Origin of the sequence: Sphingomonas horti, from assembly GCF_009753715.1 — a bacterium.
GTDB classification, from domain to species: Bacteria; Pseudomonadota; Alphaproteobacteria; order Sphingomonadales; family Sphingomonadaceae; genus Sphingomonas_B; species Sphingomonas_B horti.
Genome location: NZ_WQMS01000006.1, coordinates 185,493 through 211,288, shown reverse-complemented (window position 1 = coordinate 211,288; position 25,796 = coordinate 185,493). Strand labels below are relative to the sequence as shown.

The 25,796-nt window shown below is 67.7% G+C and carries 30 protein-coding genes; 11 read left to right on the top strand and 19 right to left on the bottom strand.

The window, feature by feature from the left end:
* Nucleotides 1–759 carry a sulfite exporter TauE/SafE family protein gene (locus GON01_RS04650; protein WP_232328659.1) on the top strand — a complete coding sequence of 253 codons (759 nt, stop codon included), beginning with the start codon at nt 1–3 and terminating at the stop codon, nt 757–759.
* Here the strand turns inward: GON01_RS04650 and dapE are convergent.
* Entirely contained in the window at nt 751–1,884 is a 1,134-nt protein-coding gene (dapE, locus tag GON01_RS04645) for a succinyl-diaminopimelate desuccinylase (protein ID WP_232328658.1), read from the bottom strand. The genes GON01_RS04650 and dapE overlap by 9 nt on opposite strands.
* Between dapE and GON01_RS04640 the strand changes: the two genes are divergently transcribed.
* The gene (locus GON01_RS04640; RefSeq protein WP_157026193.1) at nt 1,883–2,332 is read left to right on the top strand and encodes a cupin domain-containing protein; all 450 of its coding nucleotides are present in this window, start codon (nt 1,883–1,885) and stop codon (nt 2,330–2,332) included. The two genes, dapE and GON01_RS04640, sit on opposite strands and share 2 nt — an antisense overlap.
* Here GON01_RS04640 and GON01_RS04635 read toward each other — a convergent pair whose 3' ends face one another.
* From GON01_RS04635 to GON01_RS04605, 7 genes are all read right to left on the bottom strand, one after another.
* On the bottom strand, nt 2,333–2,998 hold the full coding sequence (locus GON01_RS04635; RefSeq protein WP_181599898.1) for a glutathione S-transferase family protein: 666 nt from the start codon (nt 2,996–2,998) through the stop codon (nt 2,333–2,335).
* A gap of 124 nt (nt 2,999–3,122) precedes the next feature.
* A complete protein-coding gene (gene yihA / locus GON01_RS04630; protein ID WP_157026192.1) occupies nt 3,123–3,755 on the bottom strand; it encodes a ribosome biogenesis GTP-binding protein YihA/YsxC in 633 nt (210 codons plus the stop codon).
* Nucleotides 3,752–5,473 carry a membrane protein insertase YidC gene (yidC, locus tag GON01_RS04625; RefSeq protein ID WP_157026191.1) on the bottom strand — a complete coding sequence of 574 codons (1,722 nt, stop codon included), beginning with the start codon at nt 5,471–5,473 and terminating at the stop codon, nt 3,752–3,754. The genes yihA and yidC overlap by 4 nt, the downstream gene beginning before the upstream one ends.
* Before the next feature lie 11 nt (nt 5,474–5,484).
* Entirely contained in the window at nt 5,485–5,694 is a 210-nt protein-coding gene (gene yidD, locus GON01_RS04620) for a membrane protein insertion efficiency factor YidD (RefSeq protein ID WP_157026190.1), read from the bottom strand.
* The gene (gene rnpA, locus GON01_RS04615) at nt 5,691–6,032 is read right to left on the bottom strand and encodes a ribonuclease P protein component (RefSeq protein ID WP_157026471.1); all 342 of its coding nucleotides are present in this window, start codon (nt 6,030–6,032) and stop codon (nt 5,691–5,693) included. The genes yidD and rnpA overlap by 4 nt, the downstream gene beginning before the upstream one ends.
* Complete coding sequence (gene rpmH / locus GON01_RS04610) at nt 6,029–6,163, bottom strand: 50S ribosomal protein L34 (protein WP_157026470.1); 135 nt, start codon at nt 6,161–6,163, stop codon at nt 6,029–6,031. Before rpmH ends, rnpA begins: the two co-directional genes overlap by 4 nt.
* Before the next feature lie 89 nt (nt 6,164–6,252).
* Nucleotides 6,253–6,528: a hypothetical protein gene (locus GON01_RS04605; protein ID WP_309503078.1), complete on the bottom strand. Its 276-nt coding sequence runs from the start codon at nt 6,526–6,528 to the stop codon at nt 6,253–6,255.
* Nucleotides 6,529–6,624: 96 nt separating this feature from the next.
* Here GON01_RS04605 and GON01_RS04600 point away from each other — a divergent pair, with 96 nt between their 5' ends.
* Nucleotides 6,625–8,133, top strand: a complete 1,509-nt coding sequence (locus tag GON01_RS04600; RefSeq protein ID WP_157026188.1) for a YifB family Mg chelatase-like AAA ATPase — start codon at nt 6,625–6,627, stop codon at nt 8,131–8,133.
* Between the two features lie 86 nt (nt 8,134–8,219).
* On the opposite strand, the gene GON01_RS04595 is transcribed toward GON01_RS04600, so the two are convergent.
* Together GON01_RS04595 and GON01_RS04590 are read right to left on the bottom strand one after the other, a co-directional pair.
* The gene (locus tag GON01_RS04595) at nt 8,220–8,741 is read right to left on the bottom strand and encodes a carboxymuconolactone decarboxylase family protein (protein ID WP_157026187.1); all 522 of its coding nucleotides are present in this window, start codon (nt 8,739–8,741) and stop codon (nt 8,220–8,222) included.
* Nucleotides 8,742–8,879: 138 nt separating this feature from the next.
* The gene (locus GON01_RS04590; protein ID WP_157026186.1) at nt 8,880–9,425 is read right to left on the bottom strand and encodes a peroxiredoxin; all 546 of its coding nucleotides are present in this window, start codon (nt 9,423–9,425) and stop codon (nt 8,880–8,882) included.
* 135 nt (nt 9,426–9,560) lie between these two features.
* Here GON01_RS04590 and GON01_RS04585 point away from each other — a divergent pair, with 135 nt between their 5' ends.
* The gene (locus tag GON01_RS04585; RefSeq protein ID WP_157026185.1) at nt 9,561–10,463 is read left to right on the top strand and encodes a hydrogen peroxide-inducible genes activator; all 903 of its coding nucleotides are present in this window, start codon (nt 9,561–9,563) and stop codon (nt 10,461–10,463) included.
* A 67-nt stretch (nt 10,464–10,530) separates the two neighbouring features.
* On the opposite strand, the gene GON01_RS04580 is transcribed toward GON01_RS04585, so the two are convergent.
* Genes GON01_RS04580 through pgsA form a run of 3 tightly spaced genes read right to left on the bottom strand, consistent with a single transcriptional unit; the run spans nt 10,531 to nt 11,809 of the window.
* Nucleotides 10,531–10,986 carry a molybdenum cofactor biosynthesis protein MoaE gene (locus tag GON01_RS04580; RefSeq protein WP_157026184.1) on the bottom strand — a complete coding sequence of 152 codons (456 nt, stop codon included), beginning with the start codon at nt 10,984–10,986 and terminating at the stop codon, nt 10,531–10,533.
* A complete protein-coding gene (locus GON01_RS04575; RefSeq protein ID WP_408640900.1) occupies nt 10,983–11,201 on the bottom strand; it encodes a MoaD/ThiS family protein in 219 nt (72 codons plus the stop codon). The genes GON01_RS04580 and GON01_RS04575 overlap by 4 nt, the downstream gene beginning before the upstream one ends.
* 38 nt (nt 11,202–11,239) lie before the next feature.
* Entirely contained in the window at nt 11,240–11,809 is a 570-nt protein-coding gene (gene pgsA, locus GON01_RS04570; protein WP_157026183.1) for a CDP-diacylglycerol--glycerol-3-phosphate 3-phosphatidyltransferase, read from the bottom strand.
* A gap of 117 nt (nt 11,810–11,926) precedes the next feature.
* On the opposite strand from pgsA, the gene GON01_RS04565 reads away from it, so the two are divergent.
* Nucleotides 11,927–13,195 carry an MFS transporter gene (locus tag GON01_RS04565; RefSeq protein ID WP_157026182.1) on the top strand — a complete coding sequence of 423 codons (1,269 nt, stop codon included), beginning with the start codon at nt 11,927–11,929 and terminating at the stop codon, nt 13,193–13,195.
* Nucleotides 13,196–13,476: 281 nt separating this feature from the next.
* On the opposite strand, the gene GON01_RS16575 is transcribed toward GON01_RS04565, so the two are convergent.
* Nucleotides 13,477–13,650: a hypothetical protein gene (locus tag GON01_RS16575; RefSeq protein WP_181599897.1), complete on the bottom strand. Its 174-nt coding sequence runs from the start codon at nt 13,648–13,650 to the stop codon at nt 13,477–13,479.
* Nucleotides 13,651–13,774: 124 nt separating this feature from the next.
* Between GON01_RS16575 and GON01_RS04560 the strand changes: the two genes are divergently transcribed.
* Nucleotides 13,775–14,770, top strand: coding sequence for a LacI family DNA-binding transcriptional regulator (locus tag GON01_RS04560; RefSeq protein ID WP_157026468.1), 996 nt, complete (start codon nt 13,775–13,777; stop codon nt 14,768–14,770).
* On the opposite strand, the gene GON01_RS04555 is transcribed toward GON01_RS04560, so the two are convergent.
* The 5 genes from GON01_RS04555 to GON01_RS04535 all read right to left on the bottom strand — a co-directional run bounded on the left by GON01_RS04555 (nt 14,767) and on the right by GON01_RS04535 (nt 20,796).
* Entirely contained in the window at nt 14,767–16,032 is a 1,266-nt protein-coding gene (locus GON01_RS04555) for an MFS transporter (protein ID WP_157026181.1), read from the bottom strand. The two genes, GON01_RS04560 and GON01_RS04555, sit on opposite strands and share 4 nt — an antisense overlap.
* Nucleotides 16,025–16,777 carry a phytanoyl-CoA dioxygenase family protein gene (locus GON01_RS04550; protein WP_157026180.1) on the bottom strand — a complete coding sequence of 251 codons (753 nt, stop codon included), beginning with the start codon at nt 16,775–16,777 and terminating at the stop codon, nt 16,025–16,027. Before GON01_RS04550 ends, GON01_RS04555 begins: the two co-directional genes overlap by 8 nt.
* 8 nt (nt 16,778–16,785) lie before the next feature.
* On the bottom strand, nt 16,786–19,080 hold the full coding sequence (locus GON01_RS04545) for a TonB-dependent receptor (protein WP_157026179.1): 2,295 nt from the start codon (nt 19,078–19,080) through the stop codon (nt 16,786–16,788).
* A gap of 186 nt (nt 19,081–19,266) precedes the next feature.
* Complete coding sequence (locus GON01_RS04540; RefSeq protein ID WP_157026178.1) at nt 19,267–19,665, bottom strand: hypothetical protein; 399 nt, start codon at nt 19,663–19,665, stop codon at nt 19,267–19,269.
* Nucleotides 19,666–19,710: 45 nt separating this feature from the next.
* Nucleotides 19,711–20,796 carry a Gfo/Idh/MocA family protein gene (locus GON01_RS04535; RefSeq protein WP_157026177.1) on the bottom strand — a complete coding sequence of 362 codons (1,086 nt, stop codon included), beginning with the start codon at nt 20,794–20,796 and terminating at the stop codon, nt 19,711–19,713.
* A 29-nt stretch (nt 20,797–20,825) separates the two neighbouring features.
* Here GON01_RS04535 and GON01_RS04530 point away from each other — a divergent pair, with 29 nt between their 5' ends.
* From GON01_RS04530 to GON01_RS04510, 5 genes are all read left to right on the top strand, one after another.
* Complete coding sequence (locus GON01_RS04530; RefSeq protein WP_157026176.1) at nt 20,826–21,734, top strand: aldo/keto reductase; 909 nt, start codon at nt 20,826–20,828, stop codon at nt 21,732–21,734.
* A complete protein-coding gene (locus GON01_RS04525) occupies nt 21,689–22,792 on the top strand; it encodes an LLM class flavin-dependent oxidoreductase (RefSeq protein WP_157026175.1) in 1,104 nt (367 codons plus the stop codon). Before GON01_RS04530 ends, GON01_RS04525 begins: the two co-directional genes overlap by 46 nt.
* A gap of 69 nt (nt 22,793–22,861) precedes the next feature.
* Nucleotides 22,862–23,800 carry an ArsR/SmtB family transcription factor gene (locus GON01_RS04520; RefSeq protein WP_181599895.1) on the top strand — a complete coding sequence of 313 codons (939 nt, stop codon included), beginning with the start codon at nt 22,862–22,864 and terminating at the stop codon, nt 23,798–23,800.
* Nucleotides 23,797–24,738, top strand: a complete 942-nt coding sequence (gene metF / locus GON01_RS04515) for a methylenetetrahydrofolate reductase [NAD(P)H] (RefSeq protein WP_157026174.1) — start codon at nt 23,797–23,799, stop codon at nt 24,736–24,738. Before GON01_RS04520 ends, metF begins: the two co-directional genes overlap by 4 nt.
* Nucleotides 24,735–25,790, top strand: coding sequence for a homocysteine S-methyltransferase family protein (locus GON01_RS04510; protein ID WP_157026173.1), 1,056 nt, complete (start codon nt 24,735–24,737; stop codon nt 25,788–25,790). The genes metF and GON01_RS04510 overlap by 4 nt, the downstream gene beginning before the upstream one ends.
* Nucleotides 25,791–25,796: the final 6 nt, after the last annotated feature.

The window sequence follows — 25,796 nt, the reverse complement described above, 5'->3', positions numbered from 1 at the left end:
TTGAGCCCTTCGGACCTGATCTCGCTGCTCCCGTTCGTCGGGATCGGGTTCGCCGCGCAGCTGGTGGACGGCGCGCTGGGCATGGCGTTCGGCGTCATCAACTCGACGCTCCTGATGAGCGCCATGGGCGTGTCCCCAGCCGCGGCATCGGCGAGCGTCCATGCCGTCGAAACCTTCACCACGGCCGCGTCGGGCATCAGCCACACGCTGCACCGCAACGTGGATTGGAAGCTGTTCCTGCGGCTGATGATCCCCGGCGTGATCGGCGGCGCGATCGGCGCCTATCTGCTCAGCAACATCGACGCGAGCGTCGCGCGGCCATTCGTGATGGCCTATCTGGGCGCGATCGGCCTCTACCTGCTCTATCGGGCCTGGCACGGCGAGCATGAGCATCGTCCGCCCCGCTATGTCGAGCCGCTGGGCGCCGTCGGCGGGTTCCTTGACGCGGCCGGCGGCGGCGGATGGGGACCGGTGGTCACGTCCAACCTGCTTGTCCAGGGCGCCAGCCCGCGCAAGACGGTCGGCACCGTCAACACAGCCGAGTTCTTCCTGACCGCGACGATCTCCGCCACCTTCCTGTGGACGCTCGGCTGGGAGGCGTTCACGTTCCAGACGATCGGCATCCTGGTCGGCGGCCTGGCGGCGGCGCCGTTCGGGGCGGTGCTGGTCAAGCGGCTGTCCGCGCGCAGGCTGATGGGCTTTGTCGGCGGGCTGCTGGTGATCACCTGCGGCTTCTCGATCTACAGCGCGCTAGCCTAAAGCGCGCCGCATGATGTCCGCGTAGATCGCCGTCAGGCCCTCCAGGTCGGCAAGGGCGACCGCTTCGTCCAGCTTGTGCATCGTCGCGTTCGGGAGGCCGAACTCCACGACCGGGCACAGCTTCGACAGGAAGCGCGCGTCGGACGTGCCGCCGCTGGTCGACAGCTCGGGCTCGATGCCGGTGTGGTCGCGGATCGCGGCGGCGACCAGGCCGGAAAAGGCGCCCGGCTCGGTCAGGAACGCCTCGCCGGAAACGCGCGGCGTCACAATCGCGTCCGGCGCCTCCGCCAGCACCAGGTCGCGCACGCGCGCGGCGAGGTCGTCGCCTCGGTGCAGATCGTTGAAGCGGATGCTGAGCCGGGCCCTGGCGCGCGCCGGGATCACGTTGCTGGCCGGGTTGCCGACCTCCAGGTCGGTGATCTCGATGTTCGACGGCTGGAACCAGTCGGTGCCGTCGTCGAGGTGGACCGCGTCGATGCGGGCAAGGGCGCGGACCAGCTTCGGGATCGGATTGTCGGCGAGCGCGGGATAGGCGACATGGCCTTGCGTGCCGGGCACCTTGATCCAGATATTGACCGAGCCGCGCCGGCCGATCTTGATGGTGTCGCCCAGCCGGTGGACCGACGTCGGCTCGCCCACGAGACAGAGGTCGGGTTTCAGCCCGCGCATTGCTATGCGTTCGATCAGCGCGCGGGTGCCGAAGATCGCCGGCCCCTCCTCGTCGCCGGTCAGGACCAGGCTGATCGTGCCGGTGTGCTGTTCCACCCGATCGAGCGCGGCGATGAACGCAGCGATCGCTCCCTTCATGTCGACGGCGCCGCGGCCGTAGAGCAGATCGCCTTTCACTTCCGCCGCGAACGGGTCGGCGGACCAGCCGTCGCCCGGCGGCACAACGTCGAGATGGCCGGCGAAGGCGAAGTGCGGCCCGCCCTCCCCCCGCCAGGCGAGCAGGTTCTCGACCGGCCCGTCCGGCGCCTCGCCGGCAGTGAAGCGGTCAACGGTGAAGCCGCGCGCGGTCAGCATCGCCTCGACCGCCTCGAACACGGCCCCGCGCGCCGGCGTCACGCTGGGCCAGGCGATCAGCTGCTTGGCAAGCTCCAGCGCGTGCGACATCATTCCTCCCATGCCCAAGCTCCACCTCGACCAAATCCCGCAGACCAATGCAACCGGCTACCCGCCCGAATATGCCGGCGTGGTACAGGGGCGCTGGTATCGCAAGCTGATGGGCCCGACCGGGCTCACCGATTTCGGCGCCAGCCATGTGGTGCTGAAACCCGGCGCTTGGTCATCGCAGCGCCACTGGCACGAGGGCGAGGACGAGCTTGTCGTGATGCTGGACGGCGAAGCGACCCTGGTCGACGACAGCGGCCGCACGCCGATGCGCGCGGGCGACATCGCCGTCTTCGTCAAGAACGACGGCAATGGCCATGTGCTGATCAACGAAAGCGAGCGAGATTGCACGCTGCTGGCGATCGGCAAGCTCGCGCTGTCCGACTGCCATTATCCCGATATCGACATGCACCTGTTCGCCGGCGCGGGCCGCCAGAAGCGCAAGGACGGCAGCGACTTCTGATCAGGCGACCGGCTGCTCGTATTTCTCGATCGTCCAGCTCTCGTCCTGCGCGTCCTCGATCCACTGGCGGATGTGCGGGTGCGTGAACAGTGCCTCGACATAGGTCGCGGCAAAGCCCGGCAACGGCACCGAGTAGGTGACGAAGCGCGTCGCGACCGGCGCGAACATGATGTCGGCGGCGGTATAGTCGCCGAACAGATATTTGCCGGTGCCGCCATAGCGCGCGCGGGCCTGCGCCCAGAGGCCGAGGATGCGCCCGATCTCCTGCACGGTCTCGCTCTGGAACTGGCGCGTCGGGAATTGCTTGCGGACGTTCATCGTCAGGTCGCGGCGCAGGTTCGGATAGCTGGAGTGCATTTCCGCCGCCATCGAGCGCGCCATCGCCCGCGCGCCTTCATCTGCCGGCCAGAAAATGTCGCGGCCGACCTTGTCCGCCAGCCAGTCGACGATCGCCAGCGAGTCCCAGACGACCACCTCGTCTTCCCACAGGATCGGCACCTTGCCGTGGCTCGGCGCGAATTCGTCGCCCTCGCGCCTGCGATTCCAGTCCTCGTCGAACAGCGGCACGGTCGCTTCCTCGAACGGAAGGCCGGATTGCCTGACCGCGAGCCAGCCGCGCATCGACCAGCTGGAATAGGCCTTGTTGCCGATAAAGAGCTTCAACATGCGGCCGCCCGTAGCCTTTCGCTTCCCCTCGGCTCAAGCCCGTCATTGCGAGGAGCGCAGCGACGAACCAATCCAGTCCGAGGCCGGGGCCCACTAGATTGCTTCGCTCCGCTCGCAATGACGGCTATGAGGTGACCGCTTCCAGCACGGCGGCGCGCAGCTCCGGAATGCCCATGCCCTTTTCGCTGGACGTGGCGATCACGTCCGGATGGGCGGCGGGGTGCTTGCGGGCCTCGTCCGCCGTTTTCTGGCGCACCGCGGCGAGCTCGGTCGCCTTCACCTTGTCGGCCTTGGTGAGGACGAGGCGGTACGAGACGGCCGCCTTATCGAGCATTTCCATCAGCTCGCGATCGACGTCCTTCAGCCCGTGGCGGCTGTCGACCAGCACCAGCACGCGCTTCAGCATGGCGCGCCCGCGCAGAAAATCGTTCACCAGATACTTCCACCGGCGCATCAGGTCCTTGGGCGCCTTGGCGAAGCCGTAGCCGGGCATGTCGACCAGCCGCAGCTGCAGCGGCTCGCCGACATCGAAGAAATTGAGCTCCTGCGTCCGCCCCGGCGTGTTCGAGGTGCGCGCGAGCCCGTTGCGGCCGGTCAGCGCGTTCAACAGCGACGATTTGCCGACGTTCGAGCGGCCGGCGAACGCGACCTCGGGCACGTCCGGATCGGGCAGGAATTTCAGCTCCGGCGCCGACTTGAGGAACGCGATCGGCCCCGCGAACAGCTTCCGGGCCTGCTCGACCAATTCGTCGTTCATGTGGTCGCGGTATTCGGATTGTTCTTCAGCGCCGGATAACGGCTGTACAGCCACTTCTGCTGCGCGATCGCGAGCAGGTTCGAGACCGTCCAGTAGAGCTGCAGGCCGGCCGCGAACGGCGCCATGATGAACATGAACACCCAGGGCATGATCGAGAAGACCTGCTGCTGCACCGGATCCATCTGGGCCGGGTTGAGCTTGAACTGGATGTACATGGTGATGCCGAGCAGGATCGGCAGCACGCCCAGCGCCAGCATGTGCGGCGGCGTGAAGTCCAGATAACCGAACAGGTTGACCGGCGTCAGCGGATCGGGCGCGGACAGGTCCTTGATCCACAGCACGAACGGCTGGTGCCGCATCTCGATCGTCAGCATCAGCACCTTATAGAGCGCGTAGAAGACCGGGATCTGCAGCACGATGGGCAGGCAGCCGGCGAGCGGATTGACCTTCTCGCGCTTGTACAGCTCCAGCATTTCCTGCTGCAGCTTCGGCTTGTCGTCCTTGTGACGCTCCTGCAGCGCCTTCACCTTGGGCTGTAGCGCGCGCATCGCGGCCATCGACGCGAACTGGCGCTGCGCGATCGGGAACATCAGCCCGCGCACGATCAGCGTCAGCAGGATGATCGCGACACCGAAATTGCCGACCGCCTTGAACAGATTGTCGAGCAGCCAGAAGATCGGCCGCTCGAAGAAGCTGAACCAGCCCCAGTCGATCGCCTTGTCAAAGCCGGTGATGTTCAGGTCGTTCTCGTAATGCTGGAGGACAGATACTTCCTTCGCGCCCGAGAACAGATAGGTGGAGGTGCTGACCGCCTTGCCGGGCGCAACGACCGTCTGGCCTGCGGGCGTCATCGCCGCGAGATAGAGCTTGTCCCCGATCGCGCGGAAGGATGCATCCATCCGCGTATTCGGCGCGGGCGCGATCGCGGTCAGCCAGTATTTGTCGGTGAAGCCCAGCCAGCCGCCGGTCGAGGTGAAGCTCTCGCCCTGCGCGCCGGCGCTGTCCAGGTCCTTGAAGTCGATCTTGTAGTTGGCGGTGCCGTCGAACACGCCGATCGGGCCGGTGTGCTGGGTCCAGCTGCTCGGGTCCGCCGATACGCCAGTGCGCTTCACCAGCGCGAACGGACGCACCGCGACCGGGCCGGCGCCGCCGTTGGCGACGCTCTGTTCGGCCGTGATCATGTAGTTTTCGTCGATCGCGAGCTTGATGCGGAAGGTCTGGCCGGTGCCGTTGCTCCAGCTGAGCGTGACCGGCTTGCCTGGTGCGAGCAGCTGCCCGTCCGCCTGCCAGACGGTATCGTTGCCCGGCAGCGCCATGCCTTGCCCCGACCAGCCGAATTGCGCGTAGATCGCGCCCGGCGCACCCTCGGGCGACAGCAGCCGCACCGGCGGCGAGTTCTTGGCGATCGTCTCGCGGTGGCGCTTCAGGACCAGGTCGTCGACGCGCGCGCCAACAAGGCTGATCGAGCCCGCAACTGAGGGCGTGTCGACGCGCACGCGCGGCGTTTCCCGCAGCACGACGTCCCGGCTGCGGACCGCCTTCGGCGTCGCCACGGTCGGCGCGACCGTCGGGCTGGGAACCGGCACCTGCTTGCCATTGATGACCTTGGTCGCGGGCGGGTTCGCGGTGGGGAAGATGCGATTCGACAGCGCGCTCCAGCCGAACAGAACGATGGCCGAAAGCACGATCGCTAGGATCATGTTGCGCTGATTTTCCAAGAAACTCGCTCCTAAGGTACCGGGTCGTAGCCGTGGCCGCCGAACGGGTGGCAGCGGCACAGGCGCTTCAGCGCCAGCCACCCGCCTCGCGCGGCGCCATAGCGCTCCACCGCCTCGATTGCATAGGCCGAACATGACGGCGTGAAGCGACACGAGGGGGGCAGGATGGCGGACGGATAACGCTGCCAGAAACGGGCGGCCGAGATGAGGACGGACTTCATCGTGCCGCCTCCGTTCGGGACAGGCGGGCGAGCGCATTCCCCAGCTCCGCCCGCAACAGGGAGAAATCGCGCTCCACGCCGCCGGCACGGCCGATCAGCACGTGGTCGGCGCCCGGCACACCCCGCTCCGGCAGCAGCTCGGCGGCAAGCGCGCGAAAGCGGCGCTTCATCCGGTTACGGACGACCGCGCCGCCGATCTTCTTGGTGACGGTGATGCCGTAGCGCATGGCCGGGTCGTCGTCGCCGCGCGGGCGGACGAGAAGAACGAAGCCGGGCATCGGCGCCCTGCGGCCGGCGTTCGCCGCGAGGAAATCCGCGCGGCGAGTAAGCTTGCTCAGGCCGACAGCGTCTTGCGGCCGCGGCTGCGGCGCGCCGCGATCACCTTGCGGCCGCCCACCGTCGACATCCGCGCGCGGAACCCGTGACGCCGCTTGCGCACCAGGTTGCTCGGCTGAAACGTGCGCTTCATCGCTCATTCCTCAAAATCTGAACAAAAAGGGCCGCCAAACAAGGGCGGCCGCACCGTTGCCGGGCGGTTATGCGCAATGCTGGCGAAAGTCAATCCGATCTCTCCCGCTTAGCGCGCCCGCGGGGGGCGGGCGCGCGGCGCAATACCTTGTCCGCGAGCCGCCCGTGACTGGGGTAACGGCGCGTGTACCGGACATAGGCGCGCTTCACCCAGTTCGAATTCTTCAGCAGCAGCGCCGCGCCGCCGGCGAACACGAAGATGCCGCCGGGGCCCGGCAGCGCGCCGACGATGGGCGTCAGCACGATCAGCAGCCAGCCAAGGCCCAGATAGACGATGCGGAGGACAGAATCGGGCGGGGCTTTCACGGCGGAGCACATGGGACGCCCGGCTCGCCCACGCAAGCGCCACGGCTCGACATGGCGTCATGACTGTGACTATGTGACTGAACAGGGGGAGGAATCATGGTCGCCATCGTCTCGACGGCAGCCTATCTGGGGCTGGAAGCGCGCGCCGTCGAAGTTCAGGTTCAGCTGACGCCGGGCTTGCCGAAATTCGTCGTGGTCGGCTTGCCCGACAAGATGGTCGCCGAAAGCCGCGAGCGGGTGCGCAGCGCGATCGCGGCGCTGGGCCTGTCGCTGCCGCCCAAGCATATCACCGTGAACCTGTCCCCCGCCGACCTGCCGAAAGAGGGATCGCATTACGACCTGCCGATCGCGCTGGGCCTGCTCGCGGCGATGGGCGTCGTCGATGCCGAAACGCTCAGCCAATATCTGATCGTCGGCGAGCTGGGGCTGGACGGGCGCGTCGCCCCGTCGCCGGGCGTGCTGCTGGCGGCGCTGCACGCGTCGGAGCGGCAGCTGGGGCTGATCTGCCCGGCGGCACAAGGCGGCGAAGCGGCCTGGGCGGGATCGGTCGAGGTCATCCCGGCGCCCGACCTGCTGGCGCTGCTGAATCACCTGCGCGGGACGGCGCTGTTGCCCGCGCCGGCGCCCGGACTGGCGGACGAGCCCGGCAGCGGACCGTGCCTCTCGCAGGTGAAGGGGCAGGAAACCGCCAAGCGCGCGCTGGAGATCGCGGCCGCCGGCGGGCATAATCTGTTGATGGTTGGCCCGCCGGGCGCGGGCAAGTCGCTGATGGCGGCGTGCCTGCCGGGCATCCTGCCCGAGCTGACCGCCGGCGAAGCGCTGGAAGTGTCGATGGTCGCGAGCGTTGCGGGCGCGCTGGAGGGAGGGCGAATCTCGCGCAACCGGCCCTTTCGCAGCCCCCATCATTCGGCATCGATGGCGGCGCTGGTGGGCGGCGGCATCCGCGCCAAGCCGGGCGAAGTCAGCCTCGCCCATCTGGGCGTGCTGTTCCTGGACGAGTTGCCCGAATTCCAGCGCACCGTGCTCGATTCGCTGCGCCAGCCGCTCGAGGCCGGCAATGTCAGCGTCGCCCGCGCCAATGCGCACGTGACTTTCCCGGCGCGCGTGCAATTGGTCGCGGCGATGAACCCGTGCCGCTGCGGCCATCTCGGCGATCCTGCCCTCGCCTGCGCCCGCGCGCCGCGCTGCGCGGCCGACTACCAGGCCAAGGTGAGCGGCCCGCTGCTCGACCGCATCGACCTGCACGTCGAGGTCGCCGCCGTCAGCGCCGCCGACCTGGTGCTGCCGCCGCCGAGCGAAGGCTCCGCGGAAGTGGCGGAGCGGGTGCGTGCGGCACGCGAGGTGCAGACGCGGCGCTATAACGGCGGCGGCATCAGGACCAACGCGGAGGCCGACGGGGCGACGCTGGAGGCGGTCGCCGCGCCCGATGAACCCGGCCGCAAGCTGCTTGCGCAGGCGGCGGAGGCGATGCGGCTGTCGGCACGCGGCTATACCCGCATCCAGCGCGTGGCACGCACGATCGCGGACCTTGCGGGCGCCGAGACGGTCGGCCGCATCCATGTGGCGGAAGCGCTCAGCTATCGACGGCAGGCGCCGCGGAACTGAGATTCGTCATCCCTGGCCCGTGCCCGGGCCCCGCCTGTCTTCGCGAAGAAGGTAGGCCCCGGCTCATGCCCTGGGTGACGACGTGCTCAGTTCAGTGCGCTATGCACCGTCGCGACCGCAGTCATGACCGCGCCGATGCGCGCGCCGGCCTGGATGGTCTCTGCGTTCACGCCGTGCTGCTTCAGCACTTTCTCATGGCTGTCGATGCACATGCCGCAGCCGTTCTGGGCAGAGACGGCGAGGCTGAACAGCTCGAAGTCGGCCTTGTCGATCCCCGGGTTGCCGATCACGTTCATGCGCAGCTTGGCTGGCATGGTCCGGTATTCCGGGTTCGAGGCGAGGTGGGTGAAGCGATAATAAACGTTGTTCATCGCCATGATCGCCGCCGCGGCGCGCGCCGCGTTCGCAGCCTCCGCGCTCAGCTTTCCCTCGACCTCGGCTTCCGCCGCCGCCACCAGCGGGCGATAGCCGGTGCCGTGCGCGGTCGCGAGCAGCAGCCCGTATTTGCGCTGGTCGCCCAGCAATTGGTCGTTGAGGATCGAACTGACGTTCAGCCGCAGATCCTTGGCGAAATCGGGAAGCGTGTCCGCGAATTCCTTGAGGGACATCACATTGTCTCCAGCCACAGATAATCCTCACCCCGGGCTTGACCCGGGGCCTACCTGTTTCGGCAAAGAAAGTGGGCCCGGCTCGAGGCCGGGATGACGAGAGGGGGCGCGGGACCGGTCGGCCCCGCGCCCGGCAGCTTACGCCGCGACCGGCTGAAGGGTTTCTTCGCCCTTGTTCCAGTTGCACGGGCAGAGCTCGTCGGTCTGCAGCGCGTCGAGCACGCGCAGCGTCTCCTGCGGGTTGCGGCCGACGTTCAGGCCGTTGACCGTCACGTGCTGGATGACGTTGTCCGGATCGACGACGAAGGTCGCGCGGAACGCGACATGCTCATCCTTGTCGAGGATGCCGAGCGCCGAAGCGAGCTTCGCACCATTGTCGGCGATCCACGGGAAATCGGCCTCGGCGAGCTCCGCGTCGGAGCGGCGCCACGCGAAGTGGACGTGCGCGGTGTCGGTCGAGGCGCCGATCAGCTCGGCATCGCGATCGGCGAATTCTCCCTTCAGCTGGCCATAGCCGACAATCTCCGTCGGGCAGACGAAAGTGAAATCCTTGGGCCAATAGAACAGGACCTTCCACTTCCCGTTCGTCTGACCGAGATCGATGGTCTCGCCGGCGGGAAGCGCGGACGTGCCCTGCTGGACCGGGAGAGTGAGTTCGGGGAGCTTGTCGCCAACGGTAAGCATGGTTCTCTTCGTCTCCTGTTATGAAACTGGCGGCGGGCGCGACCCATCGCCCCGCTCGACGCCGGCCGATATAGGGAGTGGAAGATATCGATCCAATAGATTATTCCTTCCGTATTGATCGACTGGAGCGATGTTATGAGCAGCACCTACCTGCCGACGCTCAAGCAGCTGCAATATCTCGTCGCGCTCCACGACTATGGCCATTTCGGGCGCGCCGCCGACGCCTGCTTCGTCACGCAATCGACGCTGTCGGCGGGCCTGCGCGAGCTGGAATCGCTGATCGGCATCACCCTGGTGGAGCGGACGCGGCGGGTGGTCCGCTTCACACCGACCGGCGAGAAGATCGCGGAGAAGGCACGGCGCGTGCTGCGCGAGGCGGACGAGCTGGCGGACCTGGCCCGCACCGCCGGCCAGCCGCTGTCCGGCGAGCTGCGGATGAGCGTGATCCCGACGATCGCGCCGTTCCTGCTGCCGCGCATCCTGCCCCGCATCCGCAAGGAGCGGCCGGAGCTGAAGCTCTATCTTCGCGAGGAGCCGAGCGCGGCCGCCTGCGAGTCGCTGAGCCGCGGCGGCGCGGACTGCGTGCTGCTCGCCCTGCCCTATGCGTGCGGCGATGTGGATCGCGAGATCCTGTTCGAGGACCAGTTGATGGTCGCCTTTCCCGAAAGCGAGGGCGCGCCGCCCGATCATGTGTCGGCCGACCTGATCGACCCGGAGCGGCTGCTGCTGCTGGAGGACGGGCATTGCCTGCGCGACCATGCGCTCGCCGCCTGCAACCGGCCGGAGCTCCGCGCCCATGCGACGATGCTCGGCACGTCGCTGCACACGCTGGTGCAGATGGTCGACAACGGCCTTGGCGTGACGATGCTGCCCGAAATGGCGCTGGACGCCGGCATCCTCGACCACACGCACATCGTCGCCCGGCCGCTGGAAGGCGAGCACACGGCCCGCGAGATCGCGCTGGTCTGGCGTCGCAACAGCCCGCGGGAAAAGGACTTCCGGCTGCTCGCGGATTTGCTGAGGAAGGCGGCGCCCTGAACTCGTTATCCCAGGTTTGAGCCGGGGCCTACCTTCTTAGCCGCGGGGTAAGAAGGTAGGCCCCGGCTCAAGACTGGGGTGATGGTTGGCTCCAGCGTGCGGCTGCGGCATCGTCGCTCGCGCGCGCCTCCACCCAGCGGCCGTCGCCGCCTCTCGTCTCCCGCTTCCAGAACGGGGCGTCGGTCTTCAGCCGGTCGATCAGATAGGCGCAGGCGTCGAGCGCGTCGCGGCGATGCGGCGCACAGGTGGCGACGAGCACGATCCGCTCGCCCAGGCGCAGTTCCCCGACGCGGTGGATGACGGTCGCGCCGATCAGCGACCAGCGCGCCACCGCTTCCTCGGCCAGCCGGCGCAGCGCCACCTCGGTCATGCCCGGATAATGTTCGAGCGTCAGCGCCTCGATGCCGCCGTCGCTCCGCACGAGCCCGACAAAGCTCGCCACCGCGCCGCCGCCCAGCGCTTCCAGCGGCGCCAGCGCGTCCTCCACCGAGAACGGCGCCTGCTGGACCGCAACGGTGATCATCCGCCCGTCACCGGCGGGAAAAAGGCGATTTCGCGAGCGCCTTCGATCGACGCGTCGAGATCGGCGAATTGCTGATCGACGGCGGCGCGAATGCGCGTCAGGTCCGCCAGCGCCGCGCGGTGGCCCTCGCTGCGCCCCGCGAGCCACGCCGCCAGCGCGCCCACCGTGGTCACGTCGGCCGGCGGATCGGCGCTTTCCTCGGCCGTGCCGATCATGTCCCGCACCCAGGCGAAATAGAGGATGGTCGGCACCGTCAGTCCATGTGCTTCAGGCCGACGCGCAGATAATCCCAGCCGGTGATGACCGTCAGCGCCGCCGCCGCCCAGAGCGAGATCTGGCCGACAAGCAGGACCCAGGGTTCGCCCGGCAAGGCGCCGGCCAGGATCAGCGCGCCCAGCGACACCATCTGAAAGGTCGTCTTCCACTTGGCGAGCTTGCTGACCGGCACCGAGACGCTGAGCTGCGCGAGGAATTCCCGAAGACCCGACACAGCGATCTCGCGCAGCAGGATGATCAGCGCCGGGATCACATCCCAGCCGCGGATGATCGGATGATGGCCGCCGCCTTCGGTCGAGATCAGCATCACGATCACGGCCGCGACCATGATCTTGTCGGCGATCGGATCGAGGAAGATGCCGAGCTTCGACACCGTTCCCTGCGCGCGGGCAAGATAGCCGTCCAGGTAATCGGTGACGCCGACGATGCAGTAGAGCACGAAGCCGAAACCGTAGCCGACCCGCCAGCCGGGATACCAGAGCAGGAACACCAGAATCGGCACCGCGAAGATGCGCGACAGGGTCAGCAGGTTCGGCAGCGTCAGCATGTGCTTTCGTGCTTAGCGGGCAAAGCGGCCGAGGGTCCAGCGTGAACCTCCCCTTCCCGTCACGCCCCATTCCCGGTAGAGCCGGATCAGTTTCAACGTCACGGCCCACCGCACCTCATGCAGACTTCGATGCGGCTTCTCGGCCGGCGGCGGTTCCTGCCGATCTTTGCGACCCAGTTCCTCGGCGCGTTCAACGACAATCTGTTCAAGACCTCGATGGTGCTGTTCGCGACCTATCAGGTCTATTCGGACCCGAAGGTCGAAACCCAGTTCAACGCGCTGGCGACCGGACTGTTCATCCTGCCCTTCTTCCTGCTCTCCGCCCTGTCCGGCCAGCTAGCCGACACGCGCGACAAGGCGCGGATCGTGCGCATCGTCAAATCGGCCGAGATCGCGATCATGCTGGCCGGGGGGCTGGGGCTGCTGCTCCCGTCCATCCCGCTGATGCTGGCGGCAGTGCTGGCGATGGGCGTGCATTCGACATTTTTCGGTCCGATCAAATACGCGATCCTGCCCCAGCATCTCGAGCCCGACGAAGTGCTGGGCGGCACCGGTCTGGTAGAGGCCGGCACCTATATCGCGATTCTGGCCGGCACGATCCTCGCCGGCTTCACCACGCCGCAGGAGACGACCGCGATCGTGCTCGGCGTCGCGGTGCTAGGCTGGTTCGCCGGTCGCCAGGTGCCGCCGGCGCCGCCGCTGCACGAGGAACATACGTTCGACTGGCACATCGTCCGCGCCTCGGTGCGGCTGGTCAATGCGACGATGCACATTCCGCGACTGTTCCTCGCGATCTGCGCGATCAGCTTCTTCTGGACGATCGGCGCGGTGCTGATCATCGAATTCCCGCCGCTGGTGAAGAACGTGCTGACCTCCGACCAGGAAGTGGCCAGCCTGTTCCTGGCCGTCTTCTCGGTCGGCGTCGCGATCGGGTCGGTGGCGATCAACCGGCTGCTGAAAGGCCAGGTCTCGGCCCGCTACGCGCCGGGCAGCGTGATCGCGATGGCCGGCTTCATCCTGCTGCTCTACATGGTCGCACGCAGCTGGATCGGCGACCATCCCGGCCAGCTCTACAATATCGCCGAGTTCGTCCGGCACCCCTCCGCACTGGTGCTGCTGGTCGCCCTGCTGGGCGTGGCAGTGACCGGCGGCATGTTCGTGGTGCCGCTCTATGCGTTCCTGACGACGACCGTCGGCAAGGACCAGACCGCGCGCACCGTCGCGGCCAACAATATCGTCAACTCAGGCGCGATGGTCGCCGGCTCGCTGCTGGCGTTCACGCTCAGTGCCCTCGGGGTTTCCGCGGTCGACCAGTTGCTGATGGTCACCGCCATGTGCTTCGTCGCAGCCTGGCTCGCCTGGAAACTCCACCTCGCCTGCGATTGAGGCGTCGGAAGACCGACAAGAGGCGTACCCTGTCTATTTCGAACCCTCGACGGTCGAGGGCCGCTTTCGACCCATAGCGGACACTAGCCCCTCTCCCCTTGCGGGAGAGGGCGACTCGCGCTTCAGCGCGAGCGGGGTGAGGGGGAAACTCGGACTTCGGTGTTTCCCCCCTCACCCTCCCGCGCTCGCTACGCGGGCGCGGGCCCCTCCCTCTCCCGCAAGCGGAGAGGGGCTAACGTCCGCAACCCACCCTTCTTAGGCGCTTCGCCTCGGGCGGTAGCTCAGCCGAACAGGCCGTAGATCGCGATGAAGAAAGCGGTGAAGCTCATCGCGAACAGCCGGAGGTCGTTCCGGTCGTCGGCGACGGCTTCGATCGCCTGCAGGGTGGGGCGGGGAAGCCTTTGGCGAAACGGATGTCGCGCGGCTTCATTGCTGAGGACGAGTCTGCGTTTCATAGATGCAGGTTAACGTTTCGGTAACGATTCTGTCTCGCACGCTAATTGGTTAACATGGCAGCCACCCTGTCCCGGATAAGGACATCTCTGGACAGACTTGGCCCCGATCCCCCAGAACGCATTCATGCGGGCCAACATCAAGGACGTCTCCCAGGCCGCCGGGGTCTCGATCAAGACCGTGTCGCGGGTGATCAACAACGAACGCTATGTCCGCCCCGCGACCCGCGCGCGGGTCGAGGAAGCGATGGCGGCGCTGGGCTTCCATCCCAGCCAGGCCGCCCGGGCGCTCGCCGGTGGCCGGTCGTTCCAGATCGCGCTCGTCTGCTCGAACCCCGGCCCCTATTACCTGCACGGTCTGATCGCCGGGCTGCGCGGGCGCTGCGCGGCGGAGGGCGTGCGGCTGATCGTCCACGCTTATGAAGTGGAGGCGGACGAGCTCGGCGCCGACGTGCTGACTTTCTTCCGCCAGATGGGGTTCGACGGCGCGATCCTGACGCCGCCGATCGTCGACAACGCGCCGGTGCTGGACGAGCTGGACCGCGCCGGCACCCCCTATGTCCGCATCTCGCCAGGCGTGCAGCGCGATCGCAGCGCCTCGGTCGCGATCGACAACGAAGGCGCGGCGCGGGCGATGACGCGGCGGCTGATCGCGCTCGGCCATCGCCGGATCGGCTTCGTCGTCGGGCACCGCAGCTATGCGGTCAGCAATCAGCGGCTGGCGGGCTATCTCGACGCCCTGCGCGAGGCCGGCATTCCGCTCGACCTCAACCTGGTCGAGCAGGGCTGGTTCGACTTCGGCTCCGGCCGGGCGGCGGCGGAGGCGCTGCTGGGCCTGCCGGAGCCGCCGACCGCAATCTTCGCCAGCAGCGACGACATGGCCGCCGGCGTGCTGAGCGTCGCGCACCAGCGCCGCATCCGCGTGCCCGAGCAGCTGTCGATCGCCGGCTTCGACGACACCGATCTGGCGAAGCTGGTCTGGCCTCCGCTGACGACGATGCGCCAGCCGATCCGCGCGATGGCGGAGCGGGCGGCGGAGCTGCTGTTCTCCGGAACTGTCGAGCAGGTGGTACTGCCCTCGGAGCTGATCGAGCGCGCGTCGACGGCGCCGCGCTGGGGCTAGTGCGCGCCCTGCGGCGGGCCCTTTGACCCCACGCCCTCCAGCGGCAGGCGGGGCATCAGCAGCTGGATCGCTCCGTAGGCGAGCAGGTAGGAAAAGCCCGCGAACAGGAACAGTGGCAGGTAGCCGAGCTTTGCCGCCAGCACGAGTCCGGCGACCTTGGCGATCACCATGCCGCCGATATTGCCGGCAAAGGCACCGAAGCTAGTCACCCGGCCAACCTTTTCCGGCGGCGAGACGTCGGCGATCAGCGTGAACAGGCTCGACGAAAAGGCCTGGTGCGCGGCCATGACCAGGCCGAGCAGCGCCACCGCCAGCCAGTAATCGTGCGCCAGGTCCGCGAACGGCAGCGGCGTCGCGAACAAGGCCGCGACCAGCAGCGCGCCTTTGCGCACGCGCGCAAGGTCATGGCCGGCGGCGATCATTCGCGTCGTGATCGTGCCGGCGAGCACCGCGCCCACGGCGGCGCAGCTATAGGCGATGGCCAGCGGCGGGCCCAGCGCGACGCCGGACAGGCCGAAGCTGCGGTGGAAAAAGTCCGGCATCCAGAACAGCATCAGCCACCAGGTCGCATCGGACAGGAATTTGGCGATCGCGATCGCCCAGCTGCGGCGCTCAGTCAGGATGCTGGGCCCGCGTTTCGTCGCCGGCACGTCGCCCGGCGCATCATGGTCGCCGCCGAAGCGGACGCCGCGCACCGCGACCAGCCACAGCACGGACCAGACGAGCCCGAGCACGCCGCCCAGCAGGAACGCGCCGTGCCAGCCCCAGGCGAGCGCCACGAACGGGATCAGCAGCGGCGTCACGATCGCGCCCAGGCTGCCGATCGCGTTCAGCAGGCCATAGCCGTTGGAGCGCTGCGCGGGCGGGAAGATCGCGGCAATCGTCTTGATCGCAGCCGGCGTGCCCATCGCCTCCGTCGCGCCCAAGGCCACGCGGCACAGCACGAACTGGCCGAAGGTCCGCGCGATGGCGTGCGCCATCGCCGCCAGGCTCCACAGCGCGACGCCGACCGGGTTCGCCCATTTGACGCCGAGCCGGTCGACGATCCAGCCGGTGAACAGAAAGGCGACTGCTGCCGCGCCCTGGAACCAGGCGGCGAGCGTGCCATAATCGTTGTCGCTCCAGCCGAGTTCGTGCGCCATCTCCGGCTTCAGCACCGAGATGATCTGGCGATCGACCAGGTTCAGGATCGTGGCGCTGAGCGCCAGCACGAACAGAAGATTGCGGCGGCCGCGCGAGAAGGTCACGAGGGCATCAGCCAATCGTTACCCGCTCGCCATGGCGCAGGATTGGGATCGCGTTGCGCCGCAGATGCCTGGTGCCCGGGTCGAGCATCGCTTCGGGCGTGTATTGCGCGAGATAGACGCGGCGCGGCCGGTCGGAACGGTTGGCGCCGGTCGCGTGCAGCGTGAGGCTGGAAAATGCGACCACGTCGCCGGCCTTCGCCTCGACCAGCACCCCTTCCGAATCCGCAGGCGCGCCGACCAGGTCGTTGCTGCCCGGCTGGCGGTCGTGCGGCCGGATGCCGTTCCGGTGGCTGCCGGGGATCAGCCGCACCGTGCCGTTCTCCTCGGTCGCATCGTCGAGCGGGCACCAGCAGGTGAGATAGGGCGCGTGATCGGCAGGGCCGCCATTGCCGACGACATAGCCCGAATCCTGGTGCCAGGAAAACGGCAGGCCACCCTCCGGGCCCTTCACGACATATTGGTCGAAGAAGAAATAGGCGTCATCACCCAAGGTCGCGCGGCAAATCTCCGCCATCACCGGGCTGAACAGCACGCGGCGCAGCTCAGGCGCGACGCGCTGGCATTCGTTCGCGAAATAGCGCTTGCCGCGGTGGCTGATGCCGAGCGTGTCGACGCCGGCCGCGTCCATCCGCGCATCCTCGCGGGCGACGAACGCGTCGCACTCGCGCCGCAGCAGGTTGAGCGCGTCCCCTGCCAGCGCACCGGGGAAGACGGCATAGCCTTGCTCGGTGAACTGGCGGGACTGCTGCTCGAAGCCCATCACCGATCTCAATAATTTAAGCGCAAATTCACGCCGAAATAGCGGTCGACGTCGCGCGGCAGCAGATAACGGTAGCTGCCGCCCGGACCCCCCGGCGTGATCAGCGTCGCATAGCTCTGGTCGGTGAGATTCCGGCCGATGAAGTTCACCCGCCACACCCCGTTCGGGTCGACCAGGGCGATGTTCGCGTCGATGATCGTGTAGCCGTCGATCGTGATCGCGCGCCGCGTCACCGGGTTCGGCTCCAGCGACGAGACCTGGTCGCTGGTGATCGACAGCTGGCTGCCCAGCTCGATATCGGCGAAGCCGCCGGTCTCGATCTTCCAGGTCGCGCCCAGATTGCCCTTCCATTTCGGCGCCAGCGGCAGCCGCTCGCCTTGCCGTGTGCTGGCGCCCGCCGGCGCACCCGGCGGCAGGTTGAAGCGGTCGATATGGGCGTCGGTGAAGGCCAGGCCGCCGGTCAGCGTGAAGTTGCGGGCCGGATGCAGAACCGTGTCGACCTCGACGCCGCGCGTCGAAACGTCGCCAGCATTGGTCAGCTGCGTGATCACCGACCCATTCAGGTTCACGAAGCTGTTCGCCTGGAAATTGTGATACTTGGCGTAGAACAGCGCGGTGTTCAGCGTGAACACGCCGTCCGCGGTCCGGTATTTGGAGCCGACCTCATAGGCGTCGGCCGTCTCCGCAGCGATCGGCGCGAGCTGGTTGTCGTTCTGGTTGAAGAAGACGTTGAAGGCTGGCCCCTTATAGCCCTGGCTGTAGGTGCCGTAGAGCATCCAGTCCGGGTTCACGTCGAATTGCGCGCCCGCGCGCCACGAGAAATCGTCGTTGCTGGTGTGCAGCTGGTAGTTGGCGCCGGCATTGGCGAGGCCGGGCCCGCCGCCGTTCGACGCTGGCGTGCGGCGGTTGAACGCGTCGACGCTGTCATGCGTGAAGCGGCCGCCGCCGATCAGCCGGAACCAGTCGGTGACATTGTAGGTGAGATTCCCGAACAGCGCATAATTCTCGATCGTCGAGCCGAAGGTCCCGACCGCGCTCGGGAAGCGCAAGGTCGACGAGCCCGCCGCGCAAGGCGCCAGTCCCGGCGCGACGGGCGCCAGCGTCGTCGCCGAGCAGACGATGTCGTCGCGCTGGAAAGTCCGCTGCTGCTTCGCGTTGTAGTAGAAGGCGCCGATGACGTATTCGAACGGCTGGTTGCCGGGCGAGGCAAGCCGCACTTCCTGCGTGAACGTCTTGGACGGCTGCGGCCCGAAATCGTCGAGCTGGTTGCCGCCGGCGATATTGTACACCGTGTCGATGAAGTCGCCGTCGCGGATGCCGAAATTGCGGTATTTCCGATAGGCGGTGATCGAGGTCAGCGTGCCGAGCGCACCGACGTCGAGATCACCTTCCAGCGACACGCCCCAGCTGGTCTCGCTGGTCCTCGTCAGCGTGTTCTGCCGGATCTGCCGCGTCTCGTCGCCGCGCAGCTTCACGCCGTTGAGTGCGGCGGCGAGCGCGCCGGCCGGCGTCGTGCCGATCACCTCGGCACAGCAATCGCTGTTCTGGTGGCGATAATCGCCGATCAGCGTGAAGGTCAGGCTGGGCGTCGCCTCGGCCACCGCCATGCCGCGCACGCCCCAGCGCTCATAGCCGTTGACGGTGCGACCCAGCGTGATGTTGCGCACCATGCCGTCGTACCAGCCGTAATTGCCAGTGAAGCGGGTCTTGATGCTGTCGCTGACCGGCAGGTCGATCGCGCCGCGCAATTTGTATTCGTCGTCGGTGGTCGCCTGCCCCTCGACAAAGCCACCGAGCTCGTTGCCCGGCCGTCGCGTCGTGATGCTGATCACGCCGGCCGACGCGTTCTTGCCGAACAACGTGCCCTGCGGTCCGCGCAGCACCTCGACGCGCTCGATGTCGTAAAGGTCGCCGAACGCCTCGCCCGATCGGGCATAGGTCACGCCGTCGACGACAAAGCCGACGCTCGGCTCGGCCGCGATCGAGAAATTGATCGTGCCGACGCCGCGCAGGAACACCGACGAATCGATCGTCGTCGCGCTGTCCTTGAAGTTCAGGCTGGGCACCAGCTGCTGCAGCGAGGTGATGTTGATGACGCCGCGATTCTCGATCTGCTCGCCGGTGACGACGCTGATCGCGGCGGGCACGCTCTGCAGATTCTCTTCGCGCTTCTGGGCGGTGACGACAATGTCGCCATAGCCGGCCTCGTCGGCGGCGGTCGCCGGTGCGGCGTTCTGCGCCAGCGCCGGCGCGGATCCGATCGCCAACGCGACAAGGCTGGTGCTCAAGCAAATCCGGCGCATTCAGACCTCCCCCGCAATGTTTTTCAGATAGCGTTGTCATAAATCAATAGTCGGAAAAAAATCGGAGCGAAAGTGCGCGATTTGCCGGCGACACATTTTGAGTCGGCGATTGTTGCGCAGGCGCATCACTCGCCCGCACGCAAGGGATCAGCGCACGGATTCAGGCGGGTCCCGGCTGGCCGGGGATCAGCGCTGACGGCTGTACGGCACGAAGTCGCCGAGCACGACGAAGCCCCGTTGGAACCGGGCGCTGCGGTCGATCAGGTGGACTGCGTCGATCCGGCAAAGCTGCGACCCAATGGTGCGGGTCGACAGGATATCGTCGTCGTCCAGCCAGCGGGCGCCGCTCTGCGGGCGGTTTACGTACAGCTTGCTGCCGACGCGATAGACGATCGCGGTGCCGTCGATGATCGTGCTCGACTGCACGTCGCGCAGGTTGATGCAGGAAACCGGCTTGCCCGGCACGCGGTCCCCGATCAGCTTGTCGAGCCGCGCCTCCGGCGACGGCCGTTGCCCGGCGAGCGCGGGCGTGACGGTAACGGCGGCCAGCGCCGCACCCAGGATGAGTCGCGAGAATCGAGCCATAATGACGCCTGATAAAGGCAGGAACCTGAACGCGCGCTGAGCGGTTCAGCGTCGCACTTCCTCCAGCGTCACCACGCGCTTCTCGCGCGCGCTGAGCTCGGCGGCGGCGCCGATCTCGACCGCGCGCAGGCCGTCCTCGGCCGTGACGATCACCGGCCCCTCCCCGCGTACCGCCGCGCTGAAGGCCTGGTGCTGGTAATAGGTCGAGCCGTGATGCTGGCCGACCGCGAGCGCCGTCTCGTCGACCGGCACATGCTCGCGCGTCACCTGCTTGGGGTTCATGAACCCGACGCGCGGCGAAAGGATGAGCGAGCCTTCCGGGATCAGCACGTCCAGCCGCGCCTTGTCGCCCACGGCGGTGATCTCTTCCTGGTTCTCGGCACCGTCCGCGAACATCGACAGGTCGAGCATCGCCCGCGCGCCATTCTCGAAATCGACCACCGTGTAGCTGTTGTCGATGATGTCCGGCTTCTCGCCGTGATAGCGCTCGTCCTGGTGGTTCACGTCCATCGCGCCGGAGCAATAGACTCGCACCGCCTCAGACCGGACGATCAGCCGCATCAGGTCGAAGAAATGGCAGCATTTCTCGACCATCGTGCCGCCAGTGTTGCGCGAGAAGCGGTTCCAGTCGCCGACCTTGGGCAGGAAGGGGAAACGATGCTCGCGGATCGAGAGCATCTGCAGCCGCCCGACGCGCCCGCCATGCACCTGCTCGATGAACTTCGCGGCCGGCGGCATGAAACGATACTCCATCGCCGTCCAGAAGACCTGGGGTCGCGCCGCCGCGCGATCGGCGATCCAGCGCGCATCGGCGACGGTCGTTGCCAGCGGCTTTTCGCACAGGATGTGGACGGCCGAGTCCATCAGCGGCTCCAGCACCGCGCGGTGCGTGTGATTCGGGCTGGCGATGATCACCGCGTCGACTTCACCCGAGCGGACCATCGCCTCCCCGCTCTCGAACGCCTTCGGATCGCTCCAGCCTTTCGACGCCGTGCGTGCCCAGTCGAGCGAGGTCGGCACCGGGTCGTAGATCGCAGTCAGCTCCGCGCCGGGCGTGACGCGCAGATTCTGGATGTGCTCGACGCCCATCATGCCCGTGCCGATCAATCCGTAGCGAACCCTGCTTCCCATCCGGCTTTCCTTCGTGCCATATGACAGCGATGACATATCTGCCCTTCTCACCCGATCCTCGGCCGCTCGGCAAGAGCGGGATCATGGTTTCGCCGATCGCGTGGGGCATGTGGCGCTTTTCCGGCGACGATACGACGGCCGCCAGGCGCAGAGTGGAAGCGGCGCTGGAGGCCGGCGTGACGCTGTTCGACACCGCCGACATCTACGGCCCCGACAATGGCGAGCCGTTCGGCGCCGCCGAGTCGCTGCTGGGCCGCATCTTCGCCGAATCTCAGGGCCTGCGCCAGCGAATGGTGGTGGCGACCAAGGGCGGGATCGTGATCGGCACGCCGTATGATTCGAGCGCGGCCTATCTGGAGCAGGCGATCGACGCATCGCTGAAGCGACTCGGCCTCGACCGGGTCGAGCTGTGGCAGATCCACCGGCCGGACATCCTTACCCACCCGCAGGAAGTCGCGCGGGCGCTCGAAAACGCGCAGGCGGCGGGGAAGATCGGCGCGATCGGCGTGTCGAACTTCACCGTCGCCCAGACCGCCGCGCTCCAGCATTTCCTGACCGTGCCGATCGCCACCACCCAGCCGGAATTCTCCGCGCTTGCGCTCGATCCGATCCGGTCCGGCCTGCTCGACCAGGCGATGACCATGGGCCTGGCCGTGCTCGCCTGGTCGCCGCTCGCGCGCGGCACCCTGATGGAGCCGCGCGACGCCCGCACGTTGGAAGTCGCGGCACTGCTCGACCGCAAGGCCGAGGAGGCCGGCGTCGACCGCAGCGCGGCGACGCTCAGCTGGATCATGACGCACCCGGCGCGGCCAATCCCGATTGTCGGCAGCCAGCGGCCGGAGCGGATCGCGCTGATTCCGCAGGCGCTGAAACCGCGCTGGACGCGCGCCGAATGGTACGCGGTGCTGCAAGCTTCGATGGGGGAAAGACTGCCGTGACGGGTCAATGCGAGATCAGCTGGTTCTCCGCGCTGTGCGATGACGATTATGAATTCCTGGGCGTGCCGGACCCGAAGCTACGATCGAGCTGGGAACATTGCCGCGACATCGTGCTGACCGCCGAGACCGGCGGCTTCGACAATATCCTGCTCCCGTCCGGCTACGCGCTGGGCATCGACACCACGGCCTTCGCCGCCGCGATCGCGACGCTTGTTCGCCGCATCCGGTTGCTGATGGCGGTGCGCATCGGCGAGAGCTGGCCGCCGCAGCTGGCGCGGCAGATCGCGACGATCGACCGGATTCTCGGCGGGCGGCTCACGGTCAACATCATCTCGTCGGAAATGCCGGGCGAATCGCTCCCTTCGGCGCCGCGCTATGCCCGCACCGTCGAGGCGATGAAGATCCTGAAGACGATGCTGAACGGCGAGCCGCTCGACCATGACGGCGAGTTCTGGAAGCTGAAGCTCGATCCGCCGCGGATCGGCACCGTTTCCGGCAAATGCCCGCCGCTCTATTTCGGCGGCCTCTCGCCGGACGCGCGCGACGCCGCCGCTCAGGGCTGCGACGTCTATCTGATGTGGCCCGATCGCGAGGAAGCGGTGCGCGACATCATCGCCGACATGAAGACCCGCGCCGCAAGCTACGGACGCACGCTGCGCTTCGGCTACCGCGCCCATGTGATCGTCCGCGAGAGCGAGGACGAAGCGCGCGCCTATGCGCGCCGGCTGCTCTCGAAGCTCGACGCGGAGACCGGCGCGGCGATCCGCCGGAAATCGCTCGATTCGACCTCGGTCGGCGTGACCGCCCAGGCCGCATTGCGTGAGGCCGCGGACGACGAAGGATTTGTCGAGGATGGCCTGTGGACCGGCATCGGCCGCGCCCGTTCCGGCTGCGGCGCGGCGATCGTCGGCGATCCCGACCAGGTGCTGGCGAAGCTCCGTCGCTACCAGGAAATGGGGATCGAGGCGTTCATCCTGTCCGGCTACCCGCACCAGGCGGAAGCGGACCTGTTCGCCCGCCACGTGCTGCCCCGCATCGAGCACGGGCCGCTGACTTAAAACGCCTCCCCGGTCCGGGGAGGAGCTTTAGGCTTGCCCACACATAAAGATATCTTTATGTCCTGATTTGTGGATCGGCTGCTCGACATCTTCCGCGCGCTAGGCGACCCGACGCGGCTGCGCATCTTCGCGCTGCTGCGGCGGATGGAGCTGTCGGTGGGCGAACTTGCGCAGGTGCTGGGGCAGAGCCAGCCGCGCGTGTCGCGGCACGTCCGCATCCTCGCCGATGCCGGCTTGACCACGCGCCGCCGCGAAGGCAGCTGGGTGTTCCTGGCCCTTGCCGAGGACCCGCGCAACGAGCCTTTGCTGGCCGCAATCGAGCACGCCGCCGGCGACTGGGTGGACGAGGATGCCGCCCGCCTCGCGGCCGTGCGCACCGAGCGCGCCGAGGCGGCCGAACGCTATTTCGCCGAGCGGGCCGGCGAGTGGGACGCGATCCGTTCGCTTTACGTACCCGAACAGCAGGTCGAGGCGGCGATGGCCGAGATGCTCGGCGAGCGGCCGGTCGGCCGGCTGGTCGATCTCGGCACCGGCACTGGCCGGATGATCGAGCTGTTCGGCGCCTCCTCGACGCGCGCGCTGGGCGTCGACCGGTCGCCGGAAATGCTGCGCCTCGCCCGCGCCAAGCTGGCCGAGGCGGTGCCCGCCGCCGAGCTGCGCCAGGGCGATTTGACCGCCCTGCCGCTGGCCGATGGGCTGGCCGATACCGTGATCCTGCACCAGGTGCTGCACTTCGTGCCGCAGCCCGGCACCGCGCTCGGCGAAGCAGCGCGGCTGGTCGCCGATGGCGGGCGGATGCTGATCGTCGACTTCGCGCCGCACGAGCGCGAGGAGCTGCGCACCCGCGACGCGCATCAGCGGCTCGGCTTTTCCGACGGACAGATCGAGGGCTGGCTGAACGCGGCCGGACTCGAACTCAGCGCGATCCGCGAACTCGAAGGGGGCGAACTGACCGTGAAGCTCTGGCTCGCCGAACGGCCGAGCGCAGTCCGGGAGAAAGCCGCATGACGCTCTCGCTTTCGCAGATGGAGGAAGCGCGGCGCGCGCTCGACGCCCCGCTGTTCGCCGGCCTGCCGGGCGATATCGGCGTGTCGTTCGAATTCTTCCCGCCCAAGACCGAAAAAATGGAAGCCCAGCTCTGGGAGTCGGTCCAGACGCTGGCGCCGCTCGGGCCGCGCTTCGTCTCCGTCACCTATGGCGCGGGCGGGTCGACCCGCGAGCGCACGCACGCGACCGTCGCCCGCATCCAGCGCGAGACCAGCCTTGCCGCCGCCGCGCACCTGACTTGCGTCGAGGCCAGCCGGGCCGAAATCGATGCTGTTGCCGAGGAATATTGGGCGGCCGGCGTGCGCCACATCGTCGCGCTCCGCGGCGATCCGCCGGTGGCGGGCGAACCGTTTCGCGCACACCCGGGCGGCTATGCCAATGCGGCCGAACTGGTCGCCGGCCTGCGCAGCCTGCACCCGTTCGAAATCTCGGTCGCCGCCTATCCCGAATGCCACCCGGATTCGGGCACACAGGTCGCGGATCTCGATAATCTGAAGCGCAAGCTCGATTCCGGCGCGACACGGGCGATCACCCAATTCTTCTTCTCGCCGGACTGTTTCTTCCGCTTCCGCGACGCGGCAGCGGCGGCGGGGATCGAGTCGGAGATCGTGCCGGGCATCCTGCCTGTCTCGAACGTCGCGCAGACCCGCAAGTTCGCGGGGCTGTGCGGCGCGGAAATCCCGGGCTGGATGGATCGGCTGTTCGAGGGGCTGGACGACCGCCCGGCCGCGCGCCAGCTGGTCGCCGCGACGCTAGCCGCCGAGCTCTGCCGCAAGCTCTATGCCGGCGGCGTTCGCCATTTCCATTTCTACACCTTGAACCGCGCCGAGCTCGCCTACGCGATCTGCCATCTGCTCGGGCTACGGCCGGTCGCGACGGCACAGGAGAAGGCCGCATGATCACATCCGAAGCCGCCCGGCGCCTGCGCGCCGAAGCCGCGAAGCGCATCCTGCTGACCGACGGCGCGTTCGGGACGATGATCCAGTCATACCGGCTGACCGAGGCGGACTATCGCGGATCGCTCGATCTCGGCCACGACCAGAAGGGCAATAACGACCTGCTGGCGCTCACCCAGCCGCAGGTGGTCGCGAAGATCACCGAGGCGTATCTGGATGCCGGGTCGGACATCGTCTCGACCAATACGTTCAACGCCAATGCGGTGAGTCAGGCCGATTACGGCGCCGAGCATCTGGTCCGCGACATCAACCTCGCTTCGGCGCGGATCGCGCGCGAGGCCGCCAGCGCCGCCGAAGCCGCCGACGGGCGCCCGCGCTTCGTCGCCGGCGCGATCGGCCCGACCAACAAGACGCTGTCATTGTCGCCGGACGTCAACGATCCCGGCTATCGCGCGATCTCGTTCGACGAGCTGAAGGCCGTCTATCGCGAGCAGGCCGACGCGCTGCTGGACGGCGGCGTCGACTTCATCCTGATCGAAACCATCTTCGACACGCTGAACGCCAAGGCCGGCATCATGGCTGCGATCGAGGCGGGCGAGGCGCGCGGGCGCGAAGTGCCCCTGATGATCAGCTTCACGATCACCGACATGTCGGGCCGTAACCTGTCCGGCCATTCGATCGAGAGCTTCTGGGCCTCGGTGCGCCACGCGCGGCCGCTGACGATCGGCCTCAATTGCTCATTCGGCGCGCCGCAGCTTCGGCCGAGCGTCGCTTCGCTGTCGCCGATCGCCGACACGCTGCTGATGGTCTATCCCAATGCCGGCCTGCCCAACGACCTCGGCGCCTATGACGAATCGCCGGACACGACCGCCGGCTTCATGCGCGGCTGGGCGGACGAAGGGCTGATCAACATCGTCGGCGGCTGCTGCGGCACCACCCCCGATCACATCCGCGCGATGGCGGACGCGGTCGCGGGCAAGGTGCCGCGCGCGATCCCGTCAGCCCGGCGCCAGACCTTCCTGGCCGGCCTTGACCCGATGCGCATCGCCGCCTGACCCGAT

Excerpts from the sequence above, each read along its gene's own strand:
- GON01_RS04585 (WP_157026185.1), top strand. The coding sequence starts at position 9,561 with ATGAGCAGCACCTACCTGCCGACGCTCAAGCAGCTGCAATATCTCGTC.
- GON01_RS04635 (WP_181599898.1), bottom strand. The coding sequence starts at position 2,998 with ATGTTGAAGCTCTTTATCGGCAACAAGGCCTATTCCAGCTGGTCGATG.
- GON01_RS04530 (WP_157026176.1), top strand. The coding sequence starts at position 20,826 with ATGACATATCTGCCCTTCTCACCCGATCCTCGGCCGCTCGGCAAGAGC.
- GON01_RS04535 (WP_157026177.1), bottom strand. The coding sequence starts at position 20,796 with ATGGGAAGCAGGGTTCGCTACGGATTGATCGGCACGGGCATGATGGGC.
- GON01_RS04595 (WP_157026187.1), bottom strand. The coding sequence starts at position 8,741 with ATGTCCCTCAAGGAATTCGCGGACACGCTTCCCGATTTCGCCAAGGAT.
- GON01_RS04580 (WP_157026184.1), bottom strand. The coding sequence starts at position 10,986 with ATGATCACCGTTGCGGTCCAGCAGGCGCCGTTCTCGGTGGAGGACGCG.
- GON01_RS04590 (WP_157026186.1), bottom strand. The coding sequence starts at position 9,425 with ATGCTTACCGTTGGCGACAAGCTCCCCGAACTCACTCTCCCGGTCCAG.
- GON01_RS16575 (WP_181599897.1), bottom strand. The coding sequence starts at position 13,650 with ATGAAACGCAGACTCGTCCTCAGCAATGAAGCCGCGCGACATCCGTTT.
- yidD (WP_157026190.1), bottom strand. The coding sequence starts at position 5,694 with ATGAAGTCCGTCCTCATCTCGGCCGCCCGTTTCTGGCAGCGTTATCCG.
- GON01_RS04525 (WP_157026175.1), top strand. The coding sequence starts at position 21,689 with ATGGTACGCGGTGCTGCAAGCTTCGATGGGGGAAAGACTGCCGTGACG.
- GON01_RS04560 (WP_157026468.1), top strand. The coding sequence starts at position 13,775 with ATGCGGGCCAACATCAAGGACGTCTCCCAGGCCGCCGGGGTCTCGATC.
- GON01_RS04600 (WP_157026188.1), top strand. The coding sequence starts at position 6,625 with ATGGTCGCCATCGTCTCGACGGCAGCCTATCTGGGGCTGGAAGCGCGC.
- GON01_RS04540 (WP_157026178.1), bottom strand. The coding sequence starts at position 19,665 with ATGGCTCGATTCTCGCGACTCATCCTGGGTGCGGCGCTGGCCGCCGTT.
- metF (WP_157026174.1), top strand. The coding sequence starts at position 23,797 with ATGACGCTCTCGCTTTCGCAGATGGAGGAAGCGCGGCGCGCGCTCGAC.
- GON01_RS04565 (WP_157026182.1), top strand. The coding sequence starts at position 11,927 with ATGCAGACTTCGATGCGGCTTCTCGGCCGGCGGCGGTTCCTGCCGATC.
- GON01_RS04510 (WP_157026173.1), top strand. The coding sequence starts at position 24,735 with ATGATCACATCCGAAGCCGCCCGGCGCCTGCGCGCCGAAGCCGCGAAG.
- dapE (WP_232328658.1), bottom strand. The coding sequence starts at position 1,884 with ATGGGAGGAATGATGTCGCACGCGCTGGAGCTTGCCAAGCAGCTGATC.
- pgsA (WP_157026183.1), bottom strand. The coding sequence starts at position 11,809 with ATGCTGACGCTGCCGAACCTGCTGACCCTGTCGCGCATCTTCGCGGTG.
- yihA (WP_157026192.1), bottom strand. The coding sequence starts at position 3,755 with ATGAACGACGAATTGGTCGAGCAGGCCCGGAAGCTGTTCGCGGGGCCG.
- GON01_RS04545 (WP_157026179.1), bottom strand. The coding sequence starts at position 19,080 with ATGCGCCGGATTTGCTTGAGCACCAGCCTTGTCGCGTTGGCGATCGGA.
- GON01_RS04550 (WP_157026180.1), bottom strand. The coding sequence starts at position 16,777 with ATGGGCTTCGAGCAGCAGTCCCGCCAGTTCACCGAGCAAGGCTATGCC.
- GON01_RS04640 (WP_157026193.1), top strand. The coding sequence starts at position 1,883 with ATGCCCAAGCTCCACCTCGACCAAATCCCGCAGACCAATGCAACCGGC.
- rpmH (WP_157026470.1), bottom strand. The coding sequence starts at position 6,163 with ATGAAGCGCACGTTTCAGCCGAGCAACCTGGTGCGCAAGCGGCGTCAC.
- GON01_RS04575 (WP_408640900.1), bottom strand. The coding sequence starts at position 11,201 with ATGATCGGCACGGCCGAGGAAAGCGCCGATCCGCCGGCCGACGTGACC.